The 11,349-nt window shown below is 72.1% G+C and carries 10 protein-coding genes, 1 tRNA gene and 2 pseudogenes; 8 read left to right on the top strand and 5 right to left on the bottom strand.

The genetic code is table 11. From position 1 onward, the window contains the following. Positions 1–569, top strand: a pseudogene (locus FK498_RS01005) (DNA polymerase IV); the annotation flags it as partial. 6 nt (positions 570–575) lie between these two features. On the opposite strand, the gene FK498_RS01000 reads toward FK498_RS01005, so the two are convergent. Further along, positions 576–1,373, bottom strand: a complete 798-nt coding sequence (locus tag FK498_RS01000) for a cell envelope integrity EipB family protein (RefSeq protein WP_141850936.1) — start codon at positions 1,371–1,373, stop codon at positions 576–578. Positions 1,374–1,804: 431 nt separating this feature from the next. Between FK498_RS01000 and FK498_RS00995 the strand changes: the two genes are divergently transcribed. Further along, on the top strand, positions 1,805–2,260 hold the full coding sequence (locus FK498_RS00995) for a GGDEF domain-containing protein (protein ID WP_161988263.1): 456 nt from the start codon (positions 1,805–1,807) through the stop codon (positions 2,258–2,260). Between the two features lie 25 nt (positions 2,261–2,285). Here FK498_RS00995 and aspS read toward each other — a convergent pair whose 3' ends face one another. After that, positions 2,286–4,070, bottom strand: a complete 1,785-nt coding sequence (gene aspS / locus FK498_RS00990; RefSeq protein WP_141850934.1) for an aspartate--tRNA ligase — start codon at positions 4,068–4,070, stop codon at positions 2,286–2,288. A gap of 114 nt (positions 4,071–4,184) precedes the next feature. Between aspS and rnd the strand changes: the two genes are divergently transcribed. Continuing rightward, positions 4,185–5,366: a ribonuclease D gene (gene rnd, locus FK498_RS00985; RefSeq protein WP_141850933.1), complete on the top strand. Its 1,182-nt coding sequence runs from the start codon at positions 4,185–4,187 to the stop codon at positions 5,364–5,366. Between the two features lie 6 nt (positions 5,367–5,372). Here rnd and FK498_RS00980 read toward each other — a convergent pair whose 3' ends face one another. Together FK498_RS00980 and FK498_RS00975 are read right to left on the bottom strand one after the other, a co-directional pair. Next, positions 5,373–6,905, bottom strand: a complete 1,533-nt coding sequence (locus tag FK498_RS00980) for an AMP-binding protein (RefSeq protein WP_237560792.1) — start codon at positions 6,903–6,905, stop codon at positions 5,373–5,375. 4 nt (positions 6,906–6,909) lie between these two features. Beyond that, the gene (locus tag FK498_RS00975) at positions 6,910–7,692 is read right to left on the bottom strand and encodes an enoyl-CoA hydratase/isomerase family protein (protein WP_141850932.1); all 783 of its coding nucleotides are present in this window, start codon (positions 7,690–7,692) and stop codon (positions 6,910–6,912) included. Between the two features lie 131 nt (positions 7,693–7,823). On the opposite strand from FK498_RS00975, the gene acpS reads away from it, so the two are divergent. The 5 genes from acpS (at position 7,824) to FK498_RS00950 (ending at position 10,792) form a co-directional block, all read left to right on the top strand. After that, complete coding sequence (gene acpS / locus FK498_RS00970; protein ID WP_141850945.1) at positions 7,824–8,225, top strand: holo-ACP synthase; 402 nt, start codon at positions 7,824–7,826, stop codon at positions 8,223–8,225. A 102-nt stretch (positions 8,226–8,327) separates the two neighbouring features. Then, positions 8,328–9,053, top strand: coding sequence for a signal peptidase I (lepB, locus tag FK498_RS00965; protein ID WP_141850931.1), 726 nt, complete (start codon positions 8,328–8,330; stop codon positions 9,051–9,053). Then, entirely contained in the window at positions 9,050–9,727 is a 678-nt protein-coding gene (gene rnc / locus FK498_RS00960) for a ribonuclease III (protein ID WP_141850930.1), read from the top strand. The genes lepB and rnc overlap by 4 nt, the downstream gene beginning before the upstream one ends. Beyond that, a complete protein-coding gene (gene era, locus FK498_RS00955) occupies positions 9,724–10,617 on the top strand; it encodes a GTPase Era (RefSeq protein WP_141850929.1) in 894 nt (297 codons plus the stop codon). The genes rnc and era overlap by 4 nt, the downstream gene beginning before the upstream one ends. A 100-nt stretch (positions 10,618–10,717) precedes the next feature. Next, positions 10,718–10,792 (top strand) — tRNA-Gly (locus FK498_RS00950). Positions 10,793–11,196: 404 nt separating this feature from the next. Here the strand turns inward: FK498_RS00950 and FK498_RS00945 are convergent. Beyond that, a pseudogene (locus FK498_RS00945) lies at positions 11,197–11,340 on the bottom strand (IS630 family transposase); the annotation flags it as partial. Between the last annotated feature and the right edge of the window lie 9 nt (positions 11,341–11,349).

Here is an 11,349-nt window from a genome sequence, read left to right as displayed (position 1 = left end):
GCTTCGCGACCCTCGGCGCGCTCGCCGCGCTGACGCCGGCCGAGGCGGCGGCGCGGCTCGGCGAGCACGGGCCGGAGCTTGCCGCCTTCGCCCGCGGCGAGGACCGCCGTGCCGTGGTGCCCGAGCGTGCGGCGCGCTCGCTCTCGGCCGAAACGACCTTCGAGATCGACCTCGCCGGCCTGGCCGAGCTCGAACGGGCGCTCTGGCCGCTCGCCGAGAAGCTCTCGGCGCGGCTGAAGGCGAGGGGGCTCGCCGCCGCGGGGGTGGTGCTGAAGCTGAAGACGGCCGCGTTCGTCCTGCGCACGCGCCACACGCGGCTTGCCGTGCCGACCCAGCTGGCCGAGACGCTGTTCGCCGCCGTCCGTCCCCTGCTCGCCAAGGAGGCGACCGGTGCGCGCTTCCGCCTGATCGGCATCGGGGCCGAGCCGCTCGTACCGGGCGAGACGGCCGATCGCGGCGACCTCGCCGATCCGGACGCGCCGCGCCGCGTGGCGATGGACCGCGCCCTCGATGCGCTCAGGGCGCGTTTCGGCGCCGGCGTGGTGCGGCGCGGGCGCAGCCTGGGGTAGCGCGGGTCAGTCGCACTGGCCTGGCAGGCGCTCGAACTCGGCGAGCTTGCCCGCGACCGCGAACTCGCCGAAATCCATCTTCAGCTCGTCCGCCACCCCGTTCTCGAAGTAGCGGATGCCAACCTCGTAGTCGGGCTGGCTTCCGCCGCCGGGCTCGAAGAAGGCGATGCGCACGCGCCAGGAGCGCAGGTCGCGCAGCGCGGCATGGCCGATCGCCGGATCGGGCGGGATCGGCGAGGCGATCACCGTGTTGGTGTCCTGCGGCCCGTCGTCGGAGGTGCCGTCGAACAGCGGTGCGGCAAGGACCCGGTCGCCGCGCCGGGCCGCCTCGATCAGCCGCACCGTATGGATCATCGGGAACAGCGTGCCGCGCGGCAAGCCGAGTTCGCGGTCCTCGGGCGCGGTCAGCCGTGCCACCCCCGCCCCGCCGACGGCCTCGAGCCGGGCCTCGCCGGCGATCGTCTTGGTGACCGTCCCGTCGGTCGCCTGGCGCAGACGGAACCTGAGCCGCGTGCCGTCGGCCGCCTCCCAGGTCGCATAGTCGGACGACATCTCGTAGGCTTGGCCGCCGCGTCCCACCACCTGGAGGGTGAAGCGCTGTTGCACCGTCCAGGCGCCACAGCGGTCGACCACCTCGTAGAGCATGGCTCCCGAGGCGCTCTCGACGTCCTGGTTCGGGCGCGAGGTGTCGAGCGAGAGGCGGTAGGCGGCGCGGTGCGAGGCGAGCTCGACGGACTGCGCCGGCAGGGCGGCGAGGATGAGGGCTGCGGCGATCAGGCCGGCAGGTCCGGAAGGCGGGCGCATCGGCGGGGTTCCTTGGCGTGTCGCGACGAGACTAGGGGATGCCGGGTCGCGCGTCCAAGCCTGCCGGGCGGCGAGCGGTGCGCGCGGCAGAACCTGCCGGGTGGGGCATGGCGCGTGCGCCGCCGGCGAGGCGGGCACCGGCTCCGCGGCGGCCCTCTCGGGTCCAATGACCGGCACGCAGCTTGCTTGTTCTTCCTTGCCCGGTCGAGAGATTGACCGAGTCGGTTCTACTACCTAAGGTCGCGAATGCGTGTTGCAGCGCGTCCTGAGGGAAGGTCGGACACGTTTCGGGAAGGTGCCCCATGTCGGTCGATGCCGTCACCCTCGTTCCTCCCCCCGCGCGCGCGCCACGATCCGGCATGGAGCCGGGCCGGGCCGATCGCCCGCACGGGGGCCGACCTCCTGGTCTTGCGCTGATGCCGGCACCGGCCGTGGAGAGGGATCCGGTCACGGGGCTCTGCACACGGCGGACGCTGCAGCGCCGGCTCGAACGCCGGCTCGATGCGCTCGGCGCCGAAGGCGTGCCCGGCGCCCTGATCCTCTGCGATCTCGAGATGTTCGGCGCGATCGTCGAGCGTTACGGCACCGCGGCGGGCGAGGCCGCCCTGAGGCTGGCCGCGGAGGCGATCCGCAGCGCCGTGCGGGCGATCGACACGGTCGCCCGGATCGAGGGCGGGCGCTTCGCGGTGCTGCTGGGCAGGATCCCGGCCGACCAGGCGCTCGCGATCGCCGCGCGCATCAGCACCGCGGTGCGCAGCCGGCGCCTGAAGTGGCAGGACGCCTCGGTGCCGATCGCGGTCTCGGTCGGCATCGCCTCGTATGCCAGCGGCGAGGAAGCGGCCGCGCTGCTCGCACGCCATAGCGGCGACACCGCCGTGCCGGGCTGATCGCTCTGGCCCGCCGCCGGACGGCTCAGCCCTTGCGTGGCGGCGGCAGATCGAGGCGGATGTAGAGCTCCTTCAGCCGCTCGGGCGGCACCGGTGCAGGCGCTCCCATCATCAGGTCCTCGGCCTGCTGGTTCATCGGGAAAAGGATCACCTCGCGGATGTTGGGCTCATCGGCCAGCAGCATCACGATCCGGTCGATCCCCGGTGCCGAGCCTCCGTGCGGCGGCGCGCCGTAGCGGAACGCGTTGAGCATGCCGCCGAACCGCGCTTCCACCTCCTCGCGGCCATAGCCTGCGATCTCGAAGGCGCGGATCATGATGTCGGGGCGGTGGTTGCGGATCGCGCCCGAGGAGAGCTCCACCCCGTTGCAGACGATGTCGTACTGGAACGCCTTGATGGCGAGCGGGTCCATCGTGTTCAGCGCTTCGAGCCCGCCCTGCGGCATCGAGAACGGGTTGTGGCTGAACTCGATCGCGCCGGTCTCCTCGTTGCGTTCGTACATCGGGAAGTCGGTGATCCAGCAGAAGCGGAACGCGTCCTTTTCGATCAGGTCGAGCTCGGTGGCGATGCGCGTGCGCACCTTGCCGGCGAAGACGGCGGCCGCCCTCGGCATGTCGCAGGTGAAGAATACCGCATCGCCGTCGGTGAGATCGAACGCGGCCTTGATCGCAGCACAGCGTGCGGGCTCCAGGTTGCGCGCGATCGGCCCCTTCGCCTCGCCGCCCTCGAAGACGATGTAGCCGAGGCCGCCCGCGCCTTCGCTCCTGGCCCACTCGTTCAGCTTGTCGAAGAAGCTGCGCGGACGGCCGGCCGCACCGGGGGCGGGGACCGCGCGCACCACGGCGCCGGCCTCGATCGCGCGTGCGAACAGCCCGAACCCGCCCCCCCGGAACGCTGCCGTCACGTCCTGGATGCGCAGCGGATTGCGCAGGTCCGGCTTGTCGGTGCCGTAGGCGAGCATGGCCTCGTCGTAGGGGATGCGCGGGAAGGGCGGCGGCGTGACCTTGCGCCCCTCCGCGAACTCCTCGAACACGCCGGCCAGCACCGGCTCGATCGTCTCGAACACGTCCTCCTGCGTGACGAAGCTCATCTCGAAGTCGAGCTGGTAGAACTCGCCTGGGGAGCGGTCCGCACGGCTGGCCTCGTCGCGGAAGCAGGGCGCGATCTGGAAGTAGCGGTCGAAGCCGGCCACCATGCAGAGCTGCTTGAACTGCTGCGGCGCCTGCGGCAGCGCGTAGAACTTGCCGGGATGCAGCCGCGAGGGGACGAGGAAGTCACGCGCCCCCTCGGGCGAGGAGGCGGTCAGGATCGGCGTCTGGAACTCGATGAAGCCGGCCTCGATCATCCGACGCCGGATCGAGGCGATCACCCGGCTGCGCAGCACGATGTTGCGGTGCACCCGCTCGCGGCGGAGATCGAGGAAGCGGTACTTGAGCCGGAGCTCCTCGGGGAACTCGGCGTCGCCCGCGACCTGGATCGGCAGCACCTCGGCGGCCGACTGCACGGCCAGCGTCGCGGCGCGCAGCTCGATCTCGCCCGTGGGCAGCTTCTGGTTCACCGTGTCCGGGCTGCGCCGGACGACCTCGCCGGTGACGGTGATCACGCTCTCGGGGCGGATGCGCTCGGCCTCCGCCATCAGCGGCGAGCCCGCGTCGATCACCACCTGCGTCACGCCGTAGTGGTCGCGCAGATCGATGAACAGGAGGCCCCCATGGTCGCGTTTGCGGTGCACCCAGCCGGAGAGGCGGACCGTCAGGCCGGCGTGTTCGGCGCGCAGCGCGCCGCAGGTATGGGTGCGGTAGGGATGCATGGGGCGAGAACCGGTCCGGCCAGGTGCGAAGGCCCGGAAGGAACCGGCCGGCGGGCGGGAAGTCAAGCCGCGCGGCTTGGTCCGGGCCGGAACGCCGTGTAGAAGCGCAGCCCCATGAATCGTCCTGCCAAGGTGGCCCTCCCCCCGCCGGTCCTGATCGAGACCACCGAGGCGCTCGCCTCGCTCTGCGATCGGCTCGCCGCGGCCGATTTCGTCACCGTCGACACCGAGTTCATGCGCGAGCGCACCTACTGGCCCGAACTCTGCGTGATCCAGATCGCAGGGCCCGAGGACGTGGCGGTGATCGACGCCCAGGCCGAGGGGCTGGACCTCGCGCCGCTCTACGCGCTGTTCGACAATCCGGCCGTCACCAAGGTGTTCCACGCCGCGCGCCAGGACATCGAGATCTTCGTGCTGCGCACGGGGCGCGTGCCCGCGCCGCTGTTCGACACCCAGGTCGCGGCGATGGTGGCGGGGTTCGGCGACCAAGTGGGCTACGACGCGCTGGTCGGCGCGCTGACCGGGGCGGTGATCGACAAGGCGTTCCGCTTCAGCGACTGGTCGGCCCGTCCGCTCACGGCCCAGCAGATCGCCTATGCGGCGGCCGACGTGACCCATCTGCGCCGGGTCTACACCAAGCTCCGGGCACGGCTCGAGCGCGAGGGGCGGCTTGACTGGGTGGCGGAGGAGATGGCCGCGCTCGCCGACCCGGCGACCTACCGCACCGCGCCCGAGGACGCCTGGCTCCGGCTGCGCAGCCGCAGCGGCAACCGCCGCTTCCTCGCCGTGCTGCGTGCGGTCGCGGCCTGGCGCGAGCGCGAGGCGCAGCGCATCAACATCCCGCGCCAGCGCCTGGTGAAGGACGAGACGCTGCTCGAGATCGCCGCCCAGGCGCCGGCCGATGCGGCGGGGCTGGCGCGGGCGCGCGGCTTCCCGCGCAGCCTCGCCGAGGGCAAGGCGGGGGCCGCGCTGCTCGCCGCGATCGCCGAGGCGAAGGCGCTGCCCGACGATGCGCTGCCGCCCGCGCCCGAGCGCAACGGCATGCGGCCGAGCCCAGCGCTGGTCGCGCTGCTGAAGGTGCTGCTGGCGGCGAAGTGCGACGAGCACCACGTGGCGCAGAGGCTCGTCGCTTCCGCCGACGACATCGAGCGGCTGGCGAGCGAGGACGAACCGGACATCCCTGCGCTGCATGGCTGGCGGCGACGCGTGTTCGGCGAGGATGCGCTGGCGCTGAAGGGCGGACGGGTGGCGCTGGCGGCCGAGGGGCGGCGCATCCGGCTGGTGCCGCTCGGCTGACGCCGGTCAGGGGGCGGCGCGGGACCGCGGCGGAGCGGCGAGCCGGTCCCAGCAGTCGTCGAGGCGGGGCGAGAGCGCGTGCTTGGCGATCCGCTCGCTCGGCGTGCGCGGGAAGGCCTCGACGAAGGCGATGTAGCGCGGGGTCTGGTAGGGCGCGAGCCGTTCGGCCAGCCAGCGCGCGAGCTCCGGCGCCGTCAGTGAGGCGCCCGGACGGCGCTGCACGAACAGCTTGATCTCCTGCTCGCCGATCTCGGCCGCGACGCCGATCATGGCGCAGGCCGCGACCGCCGGGTGCGCGGCGGCGACCTGCTCGACCTCCCAGGCCGAGACGTTCTCGCCGCGGCAGCGCACGCTGTCGGAGAGACGGCCAGCATAGACGAGATTGCCGGCCTCATCCCAGGTGCCGAGATCGCCCGTGTGCAGCGCGCCGTCGCGCAGGGCGGCGGCGGTGACGTCGGGATCGCGGAAGTAGCCGGGGAAGAGGGCGCCCGGCAGGCGCGTGCGCACGACGATCTCGCCCCGCCGGGCGACCCGCCCCTCGGCATCATGGAGCGTCACCGTGAACCAGGGCACCGGCTTGCCGATCGCGCCCGGCGTGCCGTCGGCGTTCCAGGTGGTGATGCTGGAGGCCTCGGTCATGCCGTAGCACTCGCGCAACGAGAGGCCGAAGCGCGCCTCGATCGCGCGCCAGGCATCGGCCGGGCAGCCCGCACCCCAGGCGACGCGCACGCGGTGCGCGCGCTCGTGCGGGCCGGGCGGCTGCGCCATCAGCATCTGCAGGATGCCGCCGAGATAGTGGATATGGGTCGCCCCCGCAGCCGCCGCGTCATGCCAGAACCGGCTCGCGCTGAAGCGCGGCACGAAGGCGAGCTCCACGCGACGGAGCAGCGGGACGACGATCAGCTGCGCGCCGCCGATGTGATAGAGCGGTTCCCACACCAGCATCACGTCGCCGTCGGTGACATCCGAGACGATCGCCACCGCCTCGCCGGCGAGCCGCAGCATCCGGTGCGTGACGATCACGCCCTTCGGGCGGCCGGTCGTGCCCGAGGTGTAGAGAATGCCGAACGGCGCGTCGGCCGGCGGCGCGGCGGACTCGAAATGATCCGTCGCGGCGAGCCAGGCGCGCACCTCCGGCGCGGCCGCGTCGAGCACCTGGGCGCCCGCAAGTGCGGCGCCGGTCTCCGCGATCACGGGCAGACGATCGGTCTCGGCCAGCACGAGGCAGGGCTCGGCGTGGTCGAGCACGTGGCGCAGGCTTGCCCCGCGCGCCTGCACGTTCAGCGGCACCCAGACCGCGCCGAGCGCGGCGAGCGCGTGCATGAGCGCGAGCGACAGCCGCCCGTTGCGCAGCATCGCCGCCACCCGGCTGCCAGGAATCACGCCGCGCCGCGCAAGGCCGTGCGCGACACCGTCCGCCATGCGCCTCAGCGCACCGAACGTCACGGCGCCGTCGATGCGCGCGAACACGCGCTCCGGCTCGGCCGCGGCGGCGGCGCGGAACCGCGGCAGGAAGCCGTCCTCGGTGTCGGGGATCACGGCGTCAGCAATCGGGCGTGGCGCGCCGGTGCGCGCGCGCGTCGAGGAAGCGCTGCATCGTCGTCGACGGCTCGTCGGTGGCGTAGGCCTCGCGGTGGAAGCGGATCGCGGCCTCGATCGCCTGGCGGAAGCCCGGCTCGGTCATCTCGCGCAGCCACGCCTTGGTCAGCCGGAGGGCAGTGGGGGGCTTGCCGGCCAGTTCCTCGGCGAGCGCGAGGGCCGTGTCCATCACCGCCTCGCGGGGAACCAGTCGGCTGATCAGGCCGATCGCGTGCGCCTCCGCCGCATCCATCATCCGGCCGGTGAGCGCGAGGTCGGTGGTGCGCGCCAGCCCGAGGATCTCGCGCATGATCCAGGGGCCGGTGATGCTCGCGAAGCCGGAGGTGATCTCGGGCTGGCCCATGGTGACGCCGGGGTGGCCGACGCGCAGGTCGCCGAGCAGGGCGACCTGGAAGGCCGAGCCGGCGGCGAGCCCGTTCAGCGCGATCACCAGCGGCTTGGTGAGCGACCGCAGCAGGCCGTAGAGCCGCTCCCACTCGCGGATCCAGGCCTCCGCGCCGTCGGGATCGAAGGTCTTGCTCTCGTTCAGGTCCTGGCCCGCGCTGAAAGCGCGCTCGCCGGCGCCGGTCAGCACGATCGCGCGGATCGCCGCGTTGCGCTCCATCGTCTCCAGGGCGGCGACCAGCCTGTCGCGCATCGGCCGGTGCCAGGCGTTCAGCACTTCGGGCCGGTTCAGCGTGATCACGCCGATCGCGCCGTGCGTGTGGCTGAGGACGAAGTCGCTCATGCTGGTCCTGCCATGCTGGTCGGGACGGGGCGGCAGCCTGGGCGCAGGGGCGCTGGCGGTCAACGCCGGCCCGCCGTCGAGCCGCACGAACCCTCGTCGTGGCCACGCCGGCGTGCTACCTCCACGCTCCGATGATCATCGGTCTCGGCAGCGACATCTGCGACATCCGCCGGATCGAGGCGACACTCGCCCGCTACGGTGCCCGCTTCACCGCCCGCGTCTTCACGCCGGGCGAGCAGGCGAAGGCCGACCGGCGTGCCGCCCGCGCCGCGACCTATGCGCGGCGCTTCGCCGCCAAGGAGGCCTGCGCCAAGGCGCTCGGCACCGGGCTGCGCCAGGGGGTCTACTGGCGCGACATGGAGGTGGTGAACCTGCCCTCGGGCCAGCCGACGATGCGCCTCTCGAATGGCGCGGCCCGCCGCCTCGCCGCCATCACGCCCCCCGGCATGGCCGCGCGCATCGACCTGACCATGACCGACGAGCCCCCCTACGCCCAGGCGATCGTCGTGATCAGCGCGGTGCCGTCGGCGTGAGCCGTCCCCTTGCTTGACAAGCCCTCCACCGCCGGGCAATCCGGCGCGACCGCAGCGCCTGGGACCACGGGCGCCCCCTCGTCGCAGGCCCCCGGGAACTCCATGGCGAAGCGCAAATCGGGCGGCTGGCTCGAGACGGTCAAGACCGTCGTCTATGCCGGCCTGATCGCGATCGGCATCCGCACCGTCGCCTTCGAGCCGTTCAACATCCCCTCGGCATCGATGGTGCCGACGCTGCTGGTGGGCGACTACCTGTTCGTCTCCAAGTACTCCTACGGATACTCGCGCTTCTCGATGCCGTTCTCGCCGCGGCTGTGGGAAGGACGTCTGCTCGGCGCTATGCCCGAGCGCGGCGACGTCGCGGTGTTCCGCTGGCCGCGCGACGACAGCACGGACTACATCAAGCGCATCATCGGCTTGCCCGGGGACCGGATCCAGGTGATCGGCGGCCTGCTCTACATCAACGGCACGCCGGTGCGGCGCGAGGCGGCCGGCCTGTGCGAACAGGACGGCACGGGCGTGCGCATCCGCAGCCGGCGCTACCGCGAGACCCTGCCGAACGGGCGGACGCACTTCATCTGCGAGTTCTCGGACCAGGAGCGCTTCGACAACACCGAGGAGTATCGGGTCCCTGCCGGCCACGTCTTCGCGATGGGCGACAACCGCGACAACTCCTCCGACAGCCGCGACTTTGGCCCGGCCGGCGTCGGCTATGTGCCGATCGAGAACCTGATCGGCCGGGCCGAGATCATCTTCTTCAGCCACGAGGGCCCGTTCTGGCAGGTCTGGAACTGGCGCTTCGGCCGTTTCCTCGACGTGATCAGGTGAGTGCGGCGTTCGTCGACCGTCTCGCGCACCGTTTCGCGGATCCGGGCCTGCTGCGCCAGGCATTGACCCATCGCAGCCTGACCCAGGGGCGCGACCGGGGACTGGCCAGCAACGAACGGCTGGAGTTCGTGGGCGACCGGGTGCTCGGCCTGGTGATCGCCGAATGGCTGGTCGAACGTTTCCCGCAGGAGCGGGAAGGGGGGCTTGGCCGAAGGCTGGCCCATCTGGTGAACCAGGAGACGCTCGCTGCGATCGCCGGCCGGATCGGCCTCGGCGAGGCACTGATCGTGCCGCCCTCCGAGGCTGCGACGGGGGTGAAGCGCCGCGCCACCGTGCTCGCCGACGCCTGCGAGGCGGTGATCGGCGCGCTCTATCTCGACGGCGGGCTCGAGGCGGCGCGCGACTTCATCCGCGCCCACTGGGCGGAGGAGGTCGAGAGCGTCGCGGTCGCGCCGCGGGACCCCAAGACCGCGCTGCAGGAATGGGCGCAGGCGCGGGGACTGGCCTTGCCGGAATATCGCACGCTGTCCTCCGAGGGGCCGTCGCACCGGCCGCGCTTCACGGTCGCGGTGACGGTCGGCGAGACGAGCGCGGACGGCACCGGCGTGACCAAGCGCGAAGCCGAGAAGGCCGCCGCCGCAGCCCTGCTCGCGCGGCTGGAGACGCGCCGATGACGGCGACGCGTGCGGGCTTCGTCGCCATCCTCGGCGCGCCCAATGCGGGCAAGTCGACGCTGCTCAACCGGCTGGTCGGTGCCAAGCTGGCCGCCGTGTCGCCCAAGGCGCAGACCACGCGCTTCCGCATCCGCGGCATCGTCCTGCGCGGGACGAGCCAGATCGTGCTGGTCGATACGCCCGGCATCTTCGCGCCGCGCCGGATGCTCGACCGGGCGATGGTGCGAGCCGCCTGGTCGGGGGCCGCGGACGCCGACATCGCGCTCCTGCTGGTGGACGCGAAGGCCGGGCTGACGGACGCGGTTCGCATGATCGTCGAGCGGCTGCGCGAGGCCGGTCGGCCGCTCTGGCTCGCGCTGAACAAGGTCGATCTCGTTGCCCCGCCGGCGCTGCTGCCGCTGGCGCGCGACCTCAACGCGCTGGCGCCCTTCGCCGAGACCTTCATGATCTCGGCCGAGACGGGCGACGGGGTCGAGCGTCTGCTCGACCGGCTCACCGAGGCCGTGCCCGAGGGGCCGTTCCTGTTCCCCGAGGACGAGCTCTCGGACCAGCCCGACCGGCTGCTGGCTTCCGAGATCGTGCGCGAGCAGATCTACCGCCAGACCCACGAGGAGGTGCCCTACGGCACCACGGTCGAGACCGAGACCTGGGAGGAGCGGCCCGACGGTTCGGTCACCATCCGCGCGGCCGTGGTGGTGGCGCGCGAGGGGCAGAAGGCGATCGTGATCGGCAAGGGGGGCGCGCGGCTGAAGGCGATCGGCGCGGCCGCGCGGGCCGAACTCGAGCGCGAGCTCGATCGCCGCGTACACCTGTTCCTGCATGTGCTGGTGCGCGAGCGCTGGGACGAGGAACGGGCGCGCCTGCGCGCCATGGGGCTTGAGCCGGAGTAGGGTGTGCCGATGCGTGCACGCCGTGTCACGGCGTGGCTTGCAAAGCCGGCTCCGCTCCGTATAGTGCGCCGCAACGTCGCGGGTAGCGTCTTGCGACCGGGCGGGCGTAGCTCAGGGGTAGAGCACAACCTTGCCAAGGTTGGGGTCGAGGGTTCGAATCCCTTCGCCCGCTCCAGTCGCCGTGTATCCAACCCTTCTCCCGGCCGGTGACCGGCGCCGAAAGGCGCAGGTTTCCTGCGCCTTTGCGCGGGGGGCTTGATACTGCGCAGGCGGAACGAGCGCCGTTTTCGCTCTCCGGAGGGCGGGTTCTCTCCGAACCTTGGGACTTGGCCGATTTAGTCTACAAGGTTAACACATTGATTTGACTGGGCAATATGTTTTGATGGCGGTACGGAAGTTCGCATTTCGATCGCCCCTCCAATAGACCTCGCACGCGAACCCGTAGGGATCACCCCCAAGCCGCCGCATTGAACCGCCCCGGGTTTGCCGGAGGCTCCAACTCCTGAGAGGCTGGAGCCTGCATGAGCAAGACGACGAACAAGTTCTCGCCTGAGGTCCGCGAGCGCGCGGTGCGGATGGTGCGGGATCCGTCCGCGACGCACCGTCGTAGATCGCCGCCAGCGCCAGCAGTCGGCGCGACTGCGCCGCGTCCTTCGAGCGCCGTGCCAGGGCGCGCAGATCCGGCGCATCGTAGTCGGGACGAAGGGGAAGCGGCTGACCCATGGCGAGACT

Origin of the sequence: Elioraea sp. Yellowstone, from assembly GCF_006704265.1 — a bacterium.
Classification (GTDB): domain Bacteria; phylum Pseudomonadota; class Alphaproteobacteria; order Acetobacterales; family Acetobacteraceae; genus Elioraea.
Note: the sequence above shows the minus strand (reverse complement) of the source record. Positions and strands in the feature narration are given on the sequence as shown.